Here is an 18,617-nt window from a genome sequence, read left to right as displayed (position 1 = left end):
GCCCGGGGCGATGCCGTGCGACTACGCGGCCGGATTCCGGGCGGCGTCGAGTTCCGTCAGCCGGGTCACCAGGAGCGCGGCCTCCTCGGGATCCACGCGGATGTCGAAGACGTCGTCCAGCAGCCCCGGCACCTCGTGCGGGAGCACGGTCCGTGTCACCGGGTCCCGACCCGGACGCTCCGTCGTCCAGACCAGCGCGTCGAGGGTGTCGTGCCGGTCCGTGCGCAGGCGCTGGATGTACGGACGGGTGACGAAGGGCGAGCGCTCGTGCGTGGCCACGAAGTGGTTTCCGAGCGTGTAGTCGATGGGGTACTGCGGGTTCTCGGTGAAGACCTGCCGCACCGTCCAGCCCTCAGGGCCCTCAGGACCCTCGCCCCGCTGGTGCACCGCCCAGCCCTCCGCGCCGTGCGTGATGACCTGCCACCGCAGCAGGTACGGCCACGGCCCGCCCTCGCTGCGACCGCCGTCGACCAGCTCGATGGGCTCCAGCGGGCTCGCGCCGAAACCGACGTCGACCAGCCAGCGCCTGTCGTCGAGGTCCACGATCAGCATCGCGTGGGTCGGGGGACGGGGTGTGGTGGAGTCCGCGCCGAGCTGCACCCGCGCGGAGACGGCGGTGAACCGGAAGCCGAGCGCCTCCAGCGCGGCGGCGAACAGCACGGTGTGCTCGTAGCAGTAGCCGCCCCGGCCCCTGCGCACCAGCTTGTCCTGAACCGACGGCACATCGATCCGCACCTCGCGGTACAGGAACGAGTCGTAGGTGTCCCACCGCAGGGTCAGCACATGCGTGCGTTGCAGCGCCCGCAGTGTCTCCAGGGTGGGTGCACGGTCGCCCTCGTACCCCAGGCGGGCGAGGTAGGCGTCCAGGTCGAGTTGTTCGCTGCTCCACATGTGAGGGACAACTCCGGCGGGCGCGGCGGCTATTCCGGGCGGCGTGGCCGGGCCACGTCCGGCCGGTTCACACCTTCAGCATCCGCTCGCTCAGCTCCCACAGCCGCCGCGCGGAGTCGGGATCGAGGGAGTGGGACATGGCGTCGGCCGGGATGCTGTCGGCGGTCAAGGGACGTTCCTCGTCGTCCAGCGGCGCGATGTCGCTGTCCTTGAGATAGACACCACCGATGTCCGCGAGCGCCGGGTGCGCGGCCCCGAACACGATCGTCGCCGCTCCCTGCGCTGCGGTCTTCTTCCCGAGGACGGGATCGATGACCGGTCGGCCGTGCTCGTCGACCAGGCCCTCGGCGCGCAGGGCCTCCTCGCCCGCCGCGCTGTTCAGCGCGGTGCCGACGACGACGCCGGGGTGGGCCGAGTGGGCGCGGATGCCGTCGGCGGCGTGGCGGCGGTCGAGTTCGACGGCGAACAGGACGTTGGCGCACTTCGACTGCGCGTACGCGAGGCCCGGACTGTAGTCGCCCGCCTCGAAGTTGACGTCGTCCCAGCGGATGCCGGACATCCGGTGCGCGCCGGAACTCACGTTGACGACGCGGGCCCCGTGGGCGGCGCGCAGGGCGGGCAGCAGACCGAGGGTGAGCTGGAAGTGGCCCAGGTGGTTGACGGCGAACTGCAACTCGTAGCCGCGTCCTTCGACCTCGCGGGTCGCGGGGGCGGCCACTCCGGCGCAGTTCACGAGGATGTGCAGGGCGCGGCCGGTGGCGTTCCAGCGGTCGGCGAAGGCGGTGACGGAGGCCGGGTCGGCGAGGTCCAGGCGGCCGGTCTCCACCTCCGCGATGCCGGCCTCGCGCAGTGTCTCGGCCGCGCGTCGCGGATCGCGGGCGGCCACGGTGACCGCGGCGCCCCTGGCGGTGAGCGCGCGGGTGACCTCCCGTCCGATTCCGGCGTGGCCGCCGGTGACGACGGCGTGCTTGCCGGTCAGGTCGACGTCGGCGAGAACGTCGTCCGCCGTCGCCGCGGGCGTGAATCCGGAGCCGATGGGCTGCTGCTTGGTGGTCATGGGGCAGGTCCTCTCGCGGTGCGGCGCGTACCGACCATGCTGCGGTCGCCGCGCACTTTCCGGAACATTGCTCCGTTTAGCTTACGGAGCGCTGTTCCGTTTAGGCAAGCGCAGTAGGGTTCCCCTGATGAGCAGTCCTCGGGAGGAACGCGTGGAAAGCACGGAAGGCCAGGTCGGGGGAGCGGGCCGCGGCAAGCGGGCCGACGCCGCGCGCAACCAGGAGAAGCTGCTCGCCGCGGCGGCCCAGGTGTTCGTGACCTCCGGCGTCGACGCGCCGGTGCGCCGGATCGCGGCCGAGGCGGGCGTCGGCATGGGCACGATCTACCGGCACTTCCCGACCCGCGCCGAGCTCGTGGTCGCGGTCTTCCGCCATCAGGTCGAGGAGTGCGCGGAGGCGGGCCCACGCCTGCTGGCCGAGGCCGGGTCCCCGTTCGAGGCGCTGCGCGCGTGGGTCGATCTGTTCGTGGACTTCCTGGTCACCAAGCACGGCCTGGCCAACACGCTGGAGCCGGAGAGCAGTGGATTCGCCGCGCTGCACTCGTACTTCATCGACCGTCTGATGCCCGTCGCCGCGGACCTGCTGGACGCCGCCGTCGAGGCCGGCGAGATCCGGCCCGGCACACGGCCCTACGAATTCCTGCGCGGCATCGGCAACCTCTGCATCGGCCACGAGAGCGACACCGACTACGACCCGCGCAGGCTGATCGACCTGCTGCTGCGGGGACTCCGACAACCGCGCTGAACAGGGGAGAGCTGCCGCCGCTCGGCCACCGGTGTGACCCGCGGGCGCGCCGCCCGCCCCCGGTGACGGCCCGCCCGAAGACTGGCGGCATGATTCTCCGCCCCGCCTCCACCCGGCTCCTGCGGCGTGCCGCCCTGGTCGCCGCCACCGCGCTGACGACCGCCCTGTCCGCCACCCTCGTCGCCGCGCCCGCGGCATCGGCCGCACACTGCGCCGCCGACTCCTGCGGCGGCGCGGCCGTCGTGGCCCCGCTGTCCCAGGAGCCGCCCGCCGTCGGTGCGTGCACGAGCCCGGAACCCGTGGTGTGCGAGATCCGCCGCTCCACGCCCGACGAGCGGGTGGAACAGCGCGACATCCGGATGCGGTACCTCGACCTCATCGGCGACATGGACCGCGTGCGGTGCACGATGCGCGCCGAGGGGCACACCCCCGAGGAGATCGCCCGCCGCCTGGTCGACATGCGCAACGACGCCAAGGAGATCACCCGGGCCGGGATGACGCCGGAGGAGGTCCGGGTCCTCGAGGCGCGCAACATGGTGAAGTACGGCAACCCCCTCGGCCCCACCGCCGACCAGCTCCACGCCAAGTACGGCTCCTGGGAGAAGGTCGCCGACGCCGCCACCCGCACCAGCCGTGCCGTCGACGGCGAACTCGGCCTGGCGTATCTGCCCTGCCCCTGCGACGTGCCCGCCGAGGCCTGACCTTCGGGGGCCCGCTCAGCGGCCCCCGTCCCCGTCCGCCGCGCAGGCCGCCGGCGGCGCGGCGGTGTCCTCGCCGCCACGCGCGGGCGGCGGCCAGACAGGGCGGTGGTGCGGGGGCAGCGCCTCCAGGGCGCCGCTCACCGTGGAATGCGACGGCAGCAGTTCATTGCTCGCGGTCTGGCTGAGCAGATCGGACAGCCGCCGCCCGGGTCCGGCCAGCAGGAGCAGGCCCTCACGGCGCCGCAGCAGCCAGCGGGCGGCGAGCAGGCAGTTGAGGCCGCGCGAGTCGCAGAACGTGAGCGCCGTGACGTCAAGGACCAGGTGCCGGTGCCCCGACAGCACCCGGGAGCCGATCGCCCTGAGGAAGAACTGCTCGCAGTTCTGATCGAGTTCCCCGCTCACGCGCAGCACCGCACAGTGCTCGCACCGCGCCAGCTCGGTCACGGACAGGCGGCCGGCCTGCGTGGACATCGTGCCTCCTGTGAGTCGTACGGTTACGACGCGTCTTGTTCGGTTGCCCAGGACCATCCCGTGTACGCGCAGAAGTACATCAATGAACGCAGTCTTTCCGTAGACCCGCGCCGCATGTATGACGGTGTGTCAAGTTACGGGTGTGTAACGGGAGGTGGCCGTTAGGTAGGCACCTGCCCGACCGGCAAGGAGGGCTGGTGAGGGCGTGAGGCGCTTCGGACATCGCCCCGGGGAGGCACCCCGGATGGCGCCCGGTGTCGCGCTGGCCGTGGTCCGGGGGCGGCATGATCGGCGCGCTCACCGTCGGCTCGGCGCTGCCCCACGCCGTGAACGGCGGCGCTGCTGCTCGCGGTGGGCCCCGCCGTGGGCGTGGCGGCCATGAGCCGGTCGATCGTCAGGGACCGGCGTACGGCGTCGGCGTGCGTTACTCTCCCGGCGTCCGTTCCGTGCCTGCCGTGCGCAGGGCCCGCAGCAACCGCTCTCCGGCCGCCGTGTCCCGCCCACCGTTCGCCGCGGCGCCGGAGGCGCGCGGTCCCACCGGCCGCAGCGCGAGGGCCTCGGACACCGCTCGCGCCCCGACGCGGCGGGCCCGGTACCCCGCCGGGTCCTTCAGGAACGCCAGCGCCGCCGCGGCGAACACCCCGGGGACGAGGGTGAGGCCGGACGGGATTCCCGCCAGGAGACGGTCGGCGTGCAGCCGTCCGGCCGACGCCGGGGGAAGCAGCTTCGACAGGCGGCGGCAGGCGAACTGCGGGTAGCCGTCGTCGAGGAGGGCCCGCGCCACCCTCGTCGAGGAGGAATCGCCGCCCTCCGCCAGGTCCTCGGCGGCCGTCGCGGGCCACGCCTTCGGGTGCTCCCGGCCGGTCAGGTCCAGGGCGGCGCGACAGATCCGGAGGCGGGTGCCCAGCGGCGGATGTGTGGCCAACTCCCCCGCGCCTCCTACGGGTTCGGGCTCCAGTGTGCCCAGGACGTCGGCGAGGACCGCGGGGTACGCCACTCCGCAGGCCAGGCTCGCGCACACGTCCGCGAACACCTCGCCGAACCACGCCGACGGCAGCGACGTGTCCGCGAGCCGCGCGGCGATCGTCTCCGTCAGGCCGAAGTCGTCCTCGATGTGGTGGCCGACCTCGTGCGCGACGGTGAGCACGGCGGGCACGTGCGAGCCGTAGTACCAGGGCACGTCGATCACCGGGAACGGCAGGCTGCGCACCAGCTGGACACCCGCGCGCGTGTGCATCCCGCCGCGCGGCAACAGGTCGCGGTACTGTCCGCCGCGCCGGTGCGCCCGCGGCGCCGGATCCCGGCTGAACGACACGAGCGGCGGCTCCTTGGAGCGGGTGCCACCCGCGCCGAGCGCCGCCGTCAGCGGACCCGCGTAACACGCCCAGGCGAGTTCGTCCGCGGCGTCGAGATACCCCCGGTACTCGTCGAGCCTGCGCAGCACGAACTTCGAGCGGAAGTAGTCCCAGACGTGGTGCAGATCCAGGACCAGCACGTGCAGGCCCGCCGCTGCGGAACCGGCGGCGAGCTCGGCGCGTGCCGCCGCGATGCCCTCGCTCAACATCGCCTCCACCGCGCGGAGTTGACTGCGGTGCTTCTCCAGCGGGGGCCTGTCGCCGAGCGTCAGCCCGCGCCAGGCGGTCAGTTCGTCCTCCAGCCCGTCGAGCAGCGACTCCAGCTCCGCCGGGGGTGTCACGACTGACCCATCGGGCGGCGCAGCAGCGCCGAGGACGCCGCGTACAGCGCCGTCGCCCGGAGCGCGTCCTCGTCGGTCTCGAACGTGGTGCCCCGGTCCACCCCTCCGTCACCGGCTCCCGCGCGCATGCCGCGTACCGCGTGCGCCACGGCGGCCTCGTCGGACAGTGCCCGGTAGAAGGTGAGCATGTGCTCCAGGCCGCTCTCCGGGAACAGTCCCGTGCACACGATCGCGGGGCAGTCGCCGAGCCGGAACAGCTGCGCGGCGAAGAGATTGCGCAGCGCCAGCTGGACGTGGAGGTCCACCTCGGAGCCCGGACACGGCGGATCGAGCACCACCAGCGGCGTGCTCCCCGGCGCGAACCCGGCCAGCCAGCGCGACAGTTGGCTCGGGAAGAGGTCCGAGCCGCGGGCCTTGCTCTCCAGGCGGCGGGTGTGGCCGGGCGGCGAGAAGTCGACGTACGGCATGCCGTCGCGCTGGCGCAGCGGGGCGGCGATGTGCAGGACGTCCGTGCCGTCCGGCGGCGACGTCACGCGGGCGGTCAGTTCGGTCACCGAGTCCACCACGACCAGCTTCACCGGGAAGCGGCGCTGCTGGGGGTGGAGACGGCGCTGCCAGTACGACAGAGGCACCACCCGCTCCTCCTGCTTCGTGCTGAACACCAGGACCTTGCGCGGCCCCGGCTCGCGTGTCTCGTCCCGTTGCAGGGTGCGCCTGGTCTCCGGGCCGACGAGCGGGCGGCCCGCCGTCGCGCCCCCGGGCTGGATGCGGTCCAGCGCCTTGCGGGTCTCGGGCCCCACGAGTCCGTCCACGTCGAGGCGCAGGCCGAACCGCAGGTTCAGCCGGAGCTGAAGCCACCGCACGTCGATGCGGCGGGCCGCGGAGGGCAGCGTGCGGTACATCACCGGCCGCTCGTCGTCGCCCGCGGCGTCCAGTGCGTGCTGAAGTGTCATCTCCCAGGGCAGCGCGTGCGCCGTCGGGTCCTCGGACTCGAGCCGGGCGAACCGCAGCCGGCGCAGCGTGGATTTGCTGAGGGCGGCGCGCAGCAGCCACTCGTCGGCGTGCCAGGCCGCCAGCTTCGCCGGGTGGGGCGAGGCCTCGTCGTCCACCGGGTCGATGTCCGGACGCCGGCGAAGCGCCAGCGTCCGCTCGCCCGGCCAGTCCTGGAAGAGACGCAGCTCGTCCTGCCGGTCCGTATCGCGCATCACCGGCCAGCTCAGGCTGAGCAGGAGGTCCTCGATCCGCTCCGGTACGCCGTCGACCTGGATGCGCCGCGCGCAGTCGGTCAGCGTCTGCGGGAGGCTGTGCTGGACGATGCCGGTGTGCGAGGCCAGCGCGACCGCCCGGTGGAACGCCTGGACCGCCGCGGTGCGATCCGGTTCGATCCCGGCGAGAAGCACCAGCGCGGCGAGTGCGAGCCGCGCGTGCGGGACCCGCGGGGTGCCGCTCGGCGCGGTGCGCGGCTGCTCCCACGGCACCCGGCGCAGCAGCCGGACGGCCAGCTTCCGTCGGCCGAGCCGGGCCGCGATGCGCCCGCAGCGCCACACGATGAGCCGGTTCTCGCCCGCCCCCTCGACCAGGCTCGCCACCGCCCGTTCGAGGCGCCCCTGATCGGCGTCGCCGACCTGGGCGATCAGCAGCCTGGCCAGCGCCTGGTCGGGATGGTCGCCGTCGTCCGTCATCTCGTAGAAGGGCCGCAGCAGCGGCCAGGGCACCCGGTTCTCGAGGGCCGGGTTGTCGACCAGGTCGCGCAGGGTGGCCAGGCGGGCCTGCGCGGGCCGCACCTCGCTCAGCGCCTGCTCCAATTGGCTCAGCTGCTCCCCGGGGTCCTGGTCCTCGGTCAGCGCCGCGATACGGCACAGCACCTGCAAGGGACGGACCAGCGCGGGCAGTTCGCCGTACGGCATCGGCAGGCCCTCGACGGAGGTCACGCCCCGGGTGCGCTTGGCCCACTCACGGGCGAGCAGGTGCAGACGCAGCGCGAACTCCGGTTCCTGGCCCGGGGATTCCTTGGGTTCGAGGAGTCGGTGGGCGGAGGTGAAGTCCATGCTGTCGCGCAGCAGGAAACGGGCGAACAGATAGTGGCACTCGGGCTCGCCCGTCAGATAGCCGAGTTCGGACCACAGCCCCGCCGCGCTCGTGAACCAGTCGTTGGCGTCCGAGAGCTCCTGAAGCTCGCCGAAGGCCACGCCGCGCAGCTGGGCGTTCTGCGCCAAGTGCCGGTAGCGTTCAGCGCCCTGCAACCGTCCCGCGGCGATGTCGGCGCGGTGGATCGCGGCGAGCGCCGGCTCCTCCCGGCCCAGCAGCAACTGCGCCTTGGCCTGGAGCCGTGCCTTGTCCGCGCGCTCCGAAGGCGTCGTCACCTGCGCGGCGTCGAGCACGGTCAGGGCCTGCTGCGGGCGCCGACAGCGCAGCAGCAGACCGGCCCGCTGGGCGACGGCCTGGAACGTGGGCTGCCCGGCCTTCTCCAGCAGCTCGGCGGCCTGTGCGTACAGCTCGATGGCGCGGCCGACGTCGCCCATCAGCCGGCGCTGCGCCGCCTCCGCCGACGCGGCGGTCGCCGCGACGACCCGCTGACCGATCTTCCGTGCGAAGACGAGGACCTGATGGTAGGCCGCCGCCGTGTCCTGGGAGCGCAGCAGGCGCAGTTGAGCGGCGCGGATGCTCAGCGCCCACAGCCGCTCCAGGGAGGGGAGCTCCCCGCGCGACAGCACGCACGCGTCGAGCAGCCGCACCGCGTCCCCCGCGTTGCCGCCCAGACCCAGCATCGCCGCGCGTACGACGTCCTCGCGCACCGAGTGCGGCCGGTCCTGAGGGCTGATGCCACCCTGCGCGAACAGCTCCTCGGACCGCGTCAGATGCAGCTCGATCTCCGCCCACACGTGGTCGTGCGCCTCGGAGGGGGTGCCCTCGGCCATGGCCTCGCGGAACTGGGCGTAGGCGATGTTCAGATGGGCCTCGGCCATCAGAGAGAACGTGATGACGGTGCCGCCGCGCACCCGGCGCGGGACGTCCCGCTCCACGTACTCGTCGCCGAGGATCTCCTCGGCGAGGCCGCGCAGCTGCTCGGTGTGTCCGCCCGCCCAGGCGCGCTCCATCGCCTCGCGCCAGCGCCGGGGCGCCCGCGGGTCCCGCATCTGGAAGCGGTGGTAGAGGGATTCGCGCAGATACCAGGCCCAGTTCTCCGGATCGGCCTCGCCGGCCTCGGCGGCCCGCCGCTCGAAGATCCGGGCGAAGTCCCGGTGCAGTTCGGTGAAGACGTTCTTGTCGGAGATCAGATCGCGCATCGGGCCGAGGACCACGCTGTGGAAGACCACCGACTCCTCGTCGCCCGCGACCTCGCTGATCCAGGAGGAGCCGCCCGCGTACTGGAGCAGCTTGCCCCAGGCGTCGTCGAGGCGTTCGCGGTCCGGCGGCGGGACGGGCGGGAAGACCGTCCCCTCGCCGTGCAGTTGGTGCGCGTCGGTCAGCGGGTCGTCCGCCGCCTGCGCGGGCCCTGCGGTCATCCGCTTCTCCAGGTGGGGCCGCAGGATGTCGTGGACGTGCTCGCGGCGCAGCCGCCGGGGGATCACCCCGTAGCGCACCAGCCACAGGACGACCGGGTCCTCGATGCGCCGCAGCACCCGCTTGACGAGGTAGCGGATCAGCGGGTCGCGCAGGCTGCCCAGCTCCTCCGCGGTGACATCGGGATTCTGGTCCGTGACGTCCGCGAACAGCGCGAGATGGAAGGGCATGCCGGAGCTGCGCCGCACGATGATGTCGCGCAGCTCCGGATGCCGGACATCGCGTACGTCGCGCAGATAGCGGTCCGCCTCGTCGGGGGTGAACTGCACCACCTGGACGTTCTCGTAGTCGCCGAGCGAGGCGAGCGCCCGGCCGTGCCGGATGCTCAGATCGGGGCGGCCGGACAGGATCAGGCGCAGCGCCGGGCAGGCGCGCACGGTCTCGCCGAGCAGGCGCAGCAGGCCGTCCGTGTGCGCGGCGCTGCGCAGCACCACCTCCTCCAGCGTGTCCACCACGAGGAGCACCGGCGCCTCCGTGCCGAAGCTCTTGTTGAACCGGGAGGTGAAGGCCTCGACGACCTCGCGCTCGATGCGGCCCTCGTCCTGCGAGCGGATGCCGCGGGCCGCCTCCGCGGCCGAGCGCGAGGTGGGACGGCGCAGCAGGGAGCGGTAGGCCGCGTACTTGTCGAGACCGGTGAACACCCGCTGCGGCAGCCGCTGTTCGAGCTGCTCGGCCGCCTCCAGGAGCAGCAGCCACGGCCAGTGCGCCGCGTTCAGCGGATCGATGACGTCGAAGTCGATCCGGGCGCAGTTGATGTCCGCCTCCGCGGTGACCGCCTTGCGGGACACCAGCCAGCGCAACTGCATGGTCTTGCCGGTGCCGCCCGTGCCGTGCATCTGCCACACCCGCGGCCCCTGCGCGGACAGCAGCCGCCTGGCCCGTTCCCACAGACCGTCCGGCTCCAGGAACTGCGCGCAGCGGGCGTAATCGGCGGCCCAGTAGGTGCGGGCCCGCAGATACCCGGCGCGGTCCTCTGCCAGCCGCAGGAGCGGTCGCGGGGCGATCGCGGCCCGGTCCGGGTCCGTCAGTACGTCGACGAGGTCCTGGCAGCGGGTGAAGTCACGCGCGGTGTCGCTGGCGAGGAACAGGTCGTCGAAGAGCGCGGCGGCGTCCTCCGGATCGGCGAGCATCAGGTGGCGCAGCTGCTCGGCCGGCCGGTTCCGGGAGGCCCAGTGCTCGCTCAGCAGCCGTTCCAGTTCGACGAGTCGCTTGGGATACGGCGGCCAGGTGCCCTCCTCCAGCCAGGGGGCCAGATAGGCGGGGCGGTCCGCGTCCGGCACCTGGTAGCACATCCGCTGACCGGGAATCTCCTCCACGGCGCCGCGCTCCAGCAGGGCCGTGAGGCCCGGCGGGGCACCGCCCGCGAAGTCCCGGACGACCGTGTACGTCTCCTCGTCGAAGAGCCGCGCGACGGCCGCGGCCCGAAGGGTGTCGGTCCACTCCGGTGGCAGCAGGGCCCGCCGGATGTCGTCCAGGGTCTCGCCCTGGCCGAGCCGGCCCACGAGTTGGCTGAACGCGGCCGCGAGTCGCTCGTCCGGATCGGACATCAGCCCGCCTCCTCCATGCCGTCGACGTCGCCCAACGCGAGCCAGGTGTCCAGGACCCGCTGGTACACCCCGACGTGGAACGACTGCTGATTGCCCTTCAGGCCGTTCATGCCGTCCAGGAGCGCCTCGAAGTCCCGGAAGCTCTGGCGCCGCAGGACCCTGTTCTCGTGCCGCTGGCGCTCCCAGAACTCCCTGGCGAGACGCTTGTAGTCGACTTGTTGGAGATCGGTGAGGACCACGGGGGAGCCCTCCATGAACTTCTGGAGATGCCGGAAGCCCGGCCAACTCTGGGGCGCCACGGCCAGGATGCGCAGCGGGAAGTCGCCGCCGCCCTCCTGTACGGGGCCGAGCAGCAACGGCAGGAGGGCATCACTGAACTCGGACTCGCTGATCCGCTGGACGCTGTCGATGGCCAGCAGATGCGGGCGGCGCCGGGCCACGGCCCGGCTGCGCAGGGTGTTCAGGAAGGCCTGGAAGATCTCGGCCCTGCGGGCCTCGGCGTGCCGGTCGGCGTCCACCTTGAAGGCGTGGCCGAGGTCGAACGCGGGCGACGGCATCCCCTCCGCCCACCGCTGGCCGCCCTGCGCGGCGAGGTTGAGCACCTGGTTGAACCTGGCGAACTCCGTGACATGCATGGCGCTCGGCTGACGCTTGTCGTCCGTGCACGCCTCGCGCAGCGCCCGCAGCACGGCCAGCCAGTCCAGGGTCACCGGCTCGTCGGCCTCGCCCCGGCCCGCGTAGTCCGCGAGGTCGGCGTACGTGACGTCCTCGCCGCGCAGCATGCAGGTGAGCAGGCACCACTTGGCGAGCCACGTCTTGCCGGACTTCTGCCGCGCGGAGGTGATGGCGAGGAGTCGGTCCGGCGGGGCCGTGTCCTCGGGCGGCCCCCACCAGCCGGTGCGCCGTTCCTTGGCCCGCCCCACGAACATCGAGAGCTCGGTGAACGGCCAGCTCTTGTTCAGCCGGGTCAGCTCGGGCTCGGGGTGCCCGAACTTCACCCGCACCACGTCGCGCGGGTCCTCCACGCCGCACTGGAGGACGGGCAACGCCCACGAAGGGCCGTCCGAGTCGTCGATGTGCAGATGGTTGCGGGCCGCGGTGACCGCCGCGTCGATCGACTGGGCGTCGGCGAGGTCCTGGTACAGCGAATGGGAGAACTCCGCGGCGGCCGGAGAATCGATGTCGGCCTGCATGGACACCACCGCCAACGAGCCCCGGTCGAGGCATGTCTCGACCAGATCCGCGAAGTCGGCCGCCGGGGCGTGCGCAAGGCGGCAGGCGTTGAGCACCACGAGCCGCGGCTTCCAGGAGACGTAGAGGTGATCCATCTGTTCAGGACCGAGCGTCCAGCTCTCCTCCGGTGCCTCCCAGTGCGGGTCCTGGGGGCCGATCGCGGGCTGCGCGACATTGAAGTGCAGCTTTCCCACGTCCCCCTCGACCGCGCGCATGCCGTGCCCGATGAAGTGCAGTACGTGCGGGCGGACATGGGTCACCTCGGCGATCAGCTCACGCAGACTGGGACCGTCGATCACCTCGGTGTGCACCCGGCCGGGCAACTGGGTGAGCGCCGCGCCGATCATCGCCAGCTCCTGGTCGGCGAGGAGGCGACGGTCGCTCGGATTGCACACCACCAACAGCACCCGCAGGGGCCCCTGTTCCGGAGGGGTGTCGGCGGAGGGCCCCACGCGTCGCCCGCGGCGCAGCAGCACGAGGTTGTTGCGCGACCACGCCTGCCGCCTGTCCCGCATCAACTCCCACGGCAGGCGGGCGAGTTCGGGGCTGTCAATGTCCACCCTGACGTGCAGCGGGTCCTTCTCGGACGCCCCGGCCTGCAACTCCGCCCAGCGGCCCGCGGGCGCCGCGTCGAACACCGCCCGGTACAGGCGCAGTCCGATGTCGGTCCGCTGCTGCGGGGGTGCCCCGGATTCGAGTGCCTCGGTGAACGCCGAGGCCTTGCCGCCGGTCGGGTCATGGGCGACCGCCACCAGCTCTTCGCCCAGCTCCCACTCGAACTCACTGGTGTTCGTGTGCAGTTGGACCCGCTCGTCAGTGATGCGAATAACTGCGTCGGTCATTGCCGGCCCCCCGAGGGTCTTGCGTGTGCCGTGTGCTTGGTGGCTCGCGCCTAGAGCGGTTCCCCCGGCTCCGGGCACTCCAAGTGATCTGACTGCTCTACGTGTTCGACGACCGCCCCGGCCTCGTCGCGGGCCTCGTCCAGCAGGACCGGGGGCACGGGCCCCGCTGCGAGACCACGACCGGGCTGGGGCGTGCCGTATTCCTCCCGGACGCGCTTCAGCCACGTCCTGCGCACCCGGAGAACCCGATAACACGGGGTGAGATCCGCCCCGGTCCAGTTCAGGCCCAGTCGGCTCGACGCGCTGAAGGCGGCCCGGCCCGCGAGGTCGACCAGCTGCAACGGCCCCGGCCCGACCGCCCCTTCGAGCCGCAGCTCGGCGCTGGCGCCCGCCTTGTCGGCGATGAGGACGGTACCGGCGCGGGCACCGACCACGTCGGAGACGACGAGCAGATCCGGATCCCAGTCACCCCGCCACAGCCGCCGCACCAGGGAGTCCGCGAGCCCGGCGAGGTCCGCGAGGCCCGACTGTTCGAGACCGGTGTAGACGATCAGGGCGCTGTGCTCGTCCCGGAACTCCACCAGCGCGCCGGCCTCGGCCGCCGCCACCGACGAGAACCCCTGCGCCGCGACGCCCGCGGCCTTGAACCGCACGGCGACCGTGCCTCCGGCGTCGTACGTGATGTCACCCGGAGCGCCCACCGGGCCGGGCTTCGCCTCGATGCCCCGCTCCGCGAGGCTGCCCGCGGGAACCGAGCCGCGGCGGTGCACCTTGCGCACCTGGCCGACCTCGACGCGCTCCGTCAACGGCCAGGCCAGCCACCAGCCGCGGTAGACGTCCCCGAGCGCCTTCCGGTACGCCTCGTATGAACCCTTGGCCATAGCCGCTCCCCCTTGCCCCCGTGAGAACGCGGCACTTTTTTGGAGGCTAGCAGCGGTTCCGCTCCTGGGCGCCGGGCCGAACGGCCCCTGCTTTCGGCGCGCTCCGGGGCCCGTAGGAGGAGCCCGGACCGCTCCGAACAGGGGCTCGCATCACGGGTGCGGCGCTGTCCCTGGAGACCCGGGAGCTGCGGCGCGTACGCAGCCGACGGTAGGCGGGCGGGACGGGGAGCGTAGCGGGATGCCGACCGGGTGGGCGCCCGCGCCCCGCGCCGCCTGGGGCCCGATCCGAACGACAGGCCTTAGCAGTCCGAAAAGGTGCCCCGCTTTCTGTCCTGCTTCGTGTCCTGCTTCGTGTCCTGTTCCGGGTCCTGTTTCTTGTCCTGTGGTGCCTCCGTGGCACCTTCCGCGCAGGGAGGTGACGGGGGAGCGGCAGGGCCGCGCCCGGTGCGCAGGGTCACGACCGCCGCGACCGCGGTCGCCGCCGCCATCAGCAGGAAGCCGAAGGAGAAGGTGGCCACCTGGGCGGCGAGGCCCAGCAGGAGCGAGCCGAGGCCGGTGCCCGCGTCGAAGCCGATGTTCCAGGCGACGGATGTGGTGTGCCGGTTCTCCACGCCCGCCCGGTTCAGAGCCTGTACGAGGGTGACGCTTTGCAGCCCTCCGTACGCCGCCCCCAGCAGCAGGAGCCCGCCCAGCAGGCCGGGAAGGACGGCGGGTCCGGAACGCACGGCCCAGGCGACGAGGCAGAGCCCCGTGCACGCCGCGAGCAGCAGACTGAAGTTGAGCGGCCGGGCGCTGAACCGGTCCGCGAGCACGCCACAGCTCCAGCGGGTCACCGCCGCGGTCGCCGTGAAGGTGACCAGTGCCCCGGCGGCCGCTCCCGGTGAGCCGGCGAACTGCGGGGTGAAGGTGAGGATCGCGCCCCCGGCCACGGTCACGAGCAGCAGCAGGACCACCGGCATCAGGATGCGCCGCAACGTGGCCGCCGTCGCCTTCCGGGGAGCGGCGGGGCCGGGCTCGGGCGCGGGCGCGTCGGTGTGGGCGTCGAGGGCGCGTCCCAGGGCGGGGGTGAACGGCAGGGCGAGCACCGGGAGGATGCCGCACGCGAGGATCGCGGGCAGGGCGAACGCCGCGACCAGGGCCGGCGCCGCCGGGGTCAGCACCATCTGGGGCAGCGCGATCGACAGGCCGTACAGACCGATGGCCGCGCCCTGCCTGCCGGCCGGGGCCAGGGCCGCCACCGCGGTGGCCCCGCACACGGTCATGATGCCGAAGCCCGCGCCGCGCAGCGCCGTGGTGGCCAGGATCGGCCACAGGTTGTCGCTGAGCGCCTGCAACGGGGCGGGCAGGCCGAGCAGCAGGGCGCCGAGGGCGAACGTGCGCGCCCACCCCAGCCTGCGGAGCGTGGCCTTGACGCACAGCTGGGAGGCGACCGTCATGGTCATCAGGACGGCGGTGACGAGTCCGGCACCGAACTCGTCGGCCCCTCCGTCCAGGGCCCACTGCGGGGACACCGGCAGCAGCAGCGCGAACCCCGAGAAGCAGAACAGCACCACCACCATCAGGTGCGGCACGCCGCGCGACCTCATGACGGACGGTCTCGTTCCTTCAGCCATGCAACTCAGTCCTCTTTTCCGTCGGCTTGGCGGGACAAAGGACGAGCCTAGGGCCTGTCGTTCGGGTCGGGCCCGATCAGTGCCGGCGGACCAAGGGGAAGGGCAGGGTCTCGCGGATCGTGCGCCCGGTGAGGAACATGACGAGCCTGTCGACGCCGATGCCGAGTCCGCCCGTGGGCGGCATCGCGTACTCGAGGGCGTCGAGGAAGTCCTCGTCCAGTTCCATGGCCTCGGGGTCGCCCCCGGCGGCCAGCAGCGACTGGGCGGTGAGGCGGCGGCGCTGTTCGACAGGGTCGGTCAACTCGCTGTAAGCGGTTCCGAGTTCGGTGCCGAAGGCGACGAGGTCCCAGCGTTCGGCGAGCCTGGGATCGCCGCGGTGCTGCCGGGTCAGCGGCGAGACGTCGGTGGGGAAGTCCTTGTAGAAGGTGGGCAGCTGGGTCTTCTTTTCGACGAGCCGCTCGTACATCTCCAGGACGACGTCCCCGCGGACCTCGTCGGGCGCGCACGGCACCTGGGCCCGCTCGCAGAGCCGCAGCAGCCGCGGCAGTTCGGTGTCCGCATCGACGCTTTCTCCGAGTGCTTCGGAGATGGCCCCGTACACCGTCTTCACGGGCCAGGGCCCCGAGATGTCGTGCTCGACGCCGTCCTTGCGGGCGACGGGCGAGCCGAAGGCGGCGACGGCGGCGCTCTGGATCAGTTCTCGGGTGAGATCGAGCATCACGTCGTAGTCGGCGTGCGCCTGGTAGGCCTCGAGCATCGTGAACTCGGGGTTGTGCTTGTAGGAGACGCCCTCGTTGCGGAAGGTGCGGCCCATCTCGAAGACCTTCTCCAGGCCGCCGACACAGAGCCGTTTCAGATACAGCTCGGGCGCGATGCGCAGATACAGGTCGAGGTCGTAGGCGTTGATGTGCGTGGTGAACGGGCGGGCGTTGGCGCCGCCGTGGATCTGTTGCAGCATCGGCGTCTCGACCTCGAGATAGCCGCGCTCCAACAGGCCCTGGCGCAGCGCCTGCACCGCGACGGACCGGGCGCGCACCACCTCGCGGGTGTCGGGGCTCGTCACGAGGTCGAGATAGCGGCGCCGGACCTTCGCCTCGGGGTCGGCGAGACCGTGCCACTTGTCCGGAAGCGGGCGCAGGCACTTCCCGGTGAGCGTCCAGTCGGTGACGAAGACGGTGACCTCGCCGCTGTCGCTCGCGCCGACCTCGCCGGTGACCGTGGCGTGGTCGCCGATGTCGGTGTCCGCCGTGAAGGTGTCGATGAGGCCCTGCCCCGCGCGGTCGCGGCTGAGGGCGAGCTGCCGGTCGCCCGACCAGTCGCGCAGCACGGCGAAGACGATGCCGCCGAAGTCGCGTACGAACATCAGCCGGCCCCCGACGGTGACCTGTTCGCCGTCGAGCCCGGCGGTGATCTCGTCCAGTGTGTGGGTGTGCGCGAGTCCGGCCACGGGGTAGGGATCGACACCCTTCGCGAGCAGCCGGTCGAGCTTGCGGTGACGCATCCGCACCTGCTCCGGCTGTCGGGAGGCCCCGCGCTCCTCGGAATCGGGCCCGTCCTGGCCCAGGTGCAGCGCCTCGATGGGCGGCAGGTGTTCGGTGGTCGCCGGGGCGCCGACCGCGGAGCCGGCATGGCCCTTGCCCCACAGGCGGCGCAGCGAAGGGACGGAGACGAAGCCCTCGGCGATACCGGAGGCGAGGCTGATCCGGGCGAGGGCGGCGGCGTCCGCGTAACAGATGAAACGGGGATACCACTGTGGCCGGTACTTGGCGTTGGAGCGGTACAGGCTCTCCAGTTGCCACCAGCGGGAGGAGAAGAGGAGCAGCCTGCGCCACAACCGCAGCACCGGGCCGGCGCCGATCCGTGCGCCCTCCTCGAACGCGGAGCGGAACACCGCGAAGTTCAGCGAGACCCGGCGGACACCGATCCGGGAGGCGGCCTCGCAGAGCTCGGCGACCATGAACTCGGTGACACCGTTGGGCGCGCTGCGGTCGCGGCGCATCAGGTCCAGGGACACGCCGTCCTTGCCCCAGGGCACGAAGGACAGCAGCGCCAGCAGTCGGCCGTCCGCCCCGAGCGCCTCGACCAGCAGGCAGTCACCGTCGAGCGGGTCGCCGAGGCGGTCGAGGGCCATGGAGAACCCGCGCTCGGTCTCGGTGTCGCGCCAGGCGTCCGCCTTGTCGACGACGTCCCGCATCTCCGCGTCCGTCAGGGTTGAGTGCCGGCGGATACGACACGTGGCACCGCTGCGACGCACCCGGCCGACCGCCTGCCGGGTGACGCGCATGTCCCGGTGGCCGAGGTCGAAGTCGGCGGTGTGGACGATGGCCTCGTCGCCCAGTTGCAGAGCGCCGAGGCCGGCCCGCGCGAAGGCGGTCGCCCCGTCTTCGGACGCGCCCATCGCGGCGGGGGACCAGCCGAACCCGCGGGCCACGTCCAGCCATGCGGCGATCGCGTGCGGCCACGCCTCCCGGTCACCGACGGGGTCACCGCTGGCGAGACACACACCTGCCTCGACGCGGTAGGTGACGGCGGCTTTGCCGCTGGGCGAGAAGACCACCGCCTTGTCGCGGCGCGTGGCGAAGTAGCCCAGGGAGTCGTGGGCACCATAGGCGCCGAGCAGGAGACGCAGGCGGGGCTCCTCGTCACCGTGCAGGGCCGCCTCCATGCGCTGCGAGCGGAACAGGACCGCGCAGGCGTTGAGCAGGACCAGGGCGCCGAAGAGTCCGAGGAGGAAGGCCAGCGGGCGCGGTGGGGCGCCGTCGTAGTGGCTCGCCGACACCAGACCGCCACACACCTTGTCCGCCGCCCAGAGCAGCCGTTGGTCGGCCCGAAGGGTGCCGGGGAAGAGCGCGACGAGCCCCCAGCCCACGAGGACGGCCACGACAAGGCCGAGCAGCAGGGCCGACAGCGCCCGGCGCAGCGAGCCGTGCCGGGTCCGCGCGCGGAACTCGCGGCGTGCGGGGAGCAGAACGACGAGAACGACCGCGCACACGATCAGGGAGGGAAGCGACTCGGCGAACAGTCCGAAGCAGACACCCAGGGCGTCCGCCACGATCAGCAGGCCGAGGTAGACCACGACCAGCCACCAGGCGACCTTCTTGCGGGCCGCGGTCGCCCCGGCGAGCAGCAGGAGGAAGGCCGCATAGGCCAGGTTGGCGCTGACCGGGACGGTGAGCGTGTCCAGGAAGCGGGTCACCGGGTGCAGCAGACGGCGCAGCGGCGCGACGACCGCGATCAGCGCACAGTAGACCGCCACCGTGCCGAAGGCGGCCGAAAGGGCCTTCGGTACCTTCCGGGTCCACGGGCCGGGTCCTTCACCCTCCGGCAAGGCCGTGGTGGGGGACTCGGTCGACACACTGGTGGCCATGAGGGAATGTCC

The 18,617-nt window shown here is 72.5% G+C and carries 11 protein-coding genes; 2 read left to right on the top strand and 9 right to left on the bottom strand.

The window, feature by feature from the left end; translation table 11 throughout:
• Positions 1–21 precede the first annotated feature (21 nt).
• Together ACNYS0_RS03510 and ACNYS0_RS03505 are read right to left on the bottom strand one after the other, a co-directional pair.
• Positions 22–891: an arylamine N-acetyltransferase family protein gene (locus ACNYS0_RS03510; protein WP_422471148.1), complete on the bottom strand. Its 870-nt coding sequence runs from the start codon at positions 889–891 to the stop codon at positions 22–24.
• A 67-nt stretch (positions 892–958) separates the two neighbouring features.
• On the bottom strand, positions 959–1,948 hold the full coding sequence (locus tag ACNYS0_RS03505) for an SDR family NAD(P)-dependent oxidoreductase (protein WP_422471147.1): 990 nt from the start codon (positions 1,946–1,948) through the stop codon (positions 959–961).
• 151 nt (positions 1,949–2,099) lie between these two features.
• On the opposite strand from ACNYS0_RS03505, the gene ACNYS0_RS03500 reads away from it, so the two are divergent.
• Both ACNYS0_RS03500 and ACNYS0_RS03495 read left to right on the top strand, forming a co-directional pair.
• Positions 2,100–2,690 carry a TetR/AcrR family transcriptional regulator gene (locus ACNYS0_RS03500; RefSeq protein ID WP_461857705.1) on the top strand — a complete coding sequence of 197 codons (591 nt, stop codon included), beginning with the start codon at positions 2,100–2,102 and terminating at the stop codon, positions 2,688–2,690.
• An 89-nt stretch (positions 2,691–2,779) separates the two neighbouring features.
• Positions 2,780–3,391, top strand: a complete 612-nt coding sequence (locus tag ACNYS0_RS03495; protein ID WP_422471145.1) for a hypothetical protein — start codon at positions 2,780–2,782, stop codon at positions 3,389–3,391.
• Between the two features lie 15 nt (positions 3,392–3,406).
• On the opposite strand, the gene ACNYS0_RS03490 is transcribed toward ACNYS0_RS03495, so the two are convergent.
• The 7 genes from ACNYS0_RS03490 to lysX form a co-directional block, all read right to left on the bottom strand.
• Positions 3,407–3,862, bottom strand: coding sequence for an STAS domain-containing protein (locus ACNYS0_RS03490; protein ID WP_422471144.1), 456 nt, complete (start codon positions 3,860–3,862; stop codon positions 3,407–3,409).
• Positions 3,863–4,286: 424 nt separating this feature from the next.
• Positions 4,287–5,558 (bottom strand): hypothetical protein, encoded by a 1,272-nt coding sequence (locus ACNYS0_RS03485; protein ID WP_422471143.1) that lies wholly within the window; start codon positions 5,556–5,558, stop codon positions 4,287–4,289.
• Positions 5,555–10,669 carry a hypothetical protein gene (locus ACNYS0_RS03480; protein ID WP_422471142.1) on the bottom strand — a complete coding sequence of 1,705 codons (5,115 nt, stop codon included), beginning with the start codon at positions 10,667–10,669 and terminating at the stop codon, positions 5,555–5,557. Before ACNYS0_RS03480 ends, ACNYS0_RS03485 begins: the two co-directional genes overlap by 4 nt.
• The gene (locus ACNYS0_RS03475; RefSeq protein WP_422471141.1) at positions 10,669–12,744 is read right to left on the bottom strand and encodes a CHAT domain-containing protein; all 2,076 of its coding nucleotides are present in this window, start codon (positions 12,742–12,744) and stop codon (positions 10,669–10,671) included. Before ACNYS0_RS03475 ends, ACNYS0_RS03480 begins: the two co-directional genes overlap by 1 nt.
• 50 nt (positions 12,745–12,794) lie before the next feature.
• Positions 12,795–13,625 carry a hypothetical protein gene (locus ACNYS0_RS03470; RefSeq protein ID WP_422471140.1) on the bottom strand — a complete coding sequence of 277 codons (831 nt, stop codon included), beginning with the start codon at positions 13,623–13,625 and terminating at the stop codon, positions 12,795–12,797.
• A 299-nt stretch (positions 13,626–13,924) separates the two neighbouring features.
• A complete protein-coding gene (locus ACNYS0_RS03465; protein WP_422471139.1) occupies positions 13,925–15,238 on the bottom strand; it encodes an MFS transporter in 1,314 nt (437 codons plus the stop codon).
• 76 nt (positions 15,239–15,314) lie between these two features.
• Entirely contained in the window at positions 15,315–18,605 is a 3,291-nt protein-coding gene (gene lysX, locus ACNYS0_RS03460) for a bifunctional lysylphosphatidylglycerol synthetase/lysine--tRNA ligase LysX (RefSeq protein ID WP_422471138.1), read from the bottom strand.
• Positions 18,606–18,617 lie beyond the last annotated feature (12 nt).

Origin of the sequence: Streptomyces anthophorae, assembly GCF_049310305.1 — a bacterium.
GTDB lineage: Bacteria > Actinomycetota > Actinomycetes > Streptomycetales > Streptomycetaceae > Streptomyces.
The sequence above is the reverse complement of the archived record's forward strand: the minus strand, read 5'-3'. Positions and strand labels throughout refer to the sequence as shown.

What these genes read in the sequence shown, in the direction of transcription:
- ACNYS0_RS03465 (WP_422471139.1), bottom strand. Translation starts at nt 15,238, where the DNA reads ATGGCTGAAGGAACGAGACCGTCCGTCATGAGGTCGCGCGGCGTGCCG.
- ACNYS0_RS03475 (WP_422471141.1), bottom strand. Translation starts at nt 12,744, where the DNA reads ATGACCGACGCAGTTATTCGCATCACTGACGAGCGGGTCCAACTGCAC.
- lysX (WP_422471138.1), bottom strand. Translation starts at nt 18,605, where the DNA reads ATGGCCACCAGTGTGTCGACCGAGTCCCCCACCACGGCCTTGCCGGAG.
- ACNYS0_RS03505 (WP_422471147.1), bottom strand. Translation starts at nt 1,948, where the DNA reads ATGACCACCAAGCAGCAGCCCATCGGCTCCGGATTCACGCCCGCGGCG.
- ACNYS0_RS03470 (WP_422471140.1), bottom strand. Translation starts at nt 13,625, where the DNA reads ATGGCCAAGGGTTCATACGAGGCGTACCGGAAGGCGCTCGGGGACGTC.
- ACNYS0_RS03510 (WP_422471148.1), bottom strand. Translation starts at nt 891, where the DNA reads ATGTGGAGCAGCGAACAACTCGACCTGGACGCCTACCTCGCCCGCCTG.
- ACNYS0_RS03490 (WP_422471144.1), bottom strand. Translation starts at nt 3,862, where the DNA reads ATGTCCACGCAGGCCGGCCGCCTGTCCGTGACCGAGCTGGCGCGGTGC.
- ACNYS0_RS03480 (WP_422471142.1), bottom strand. Translation starts at nt 10,669, where the DNA reads ATGTCCGATCCGGACGAGCGACTCGCGGCCGCGTTCAGCCAACTCGTG.
- ACNYS0_RS03495 (WP_422471145.1), top strand. Translation starts at nt 2,780, where the DNA reads ATGATTCTCCGCCCCGCCTCCACCCGGCTCCTGCGGCGTGCCGCCCTG.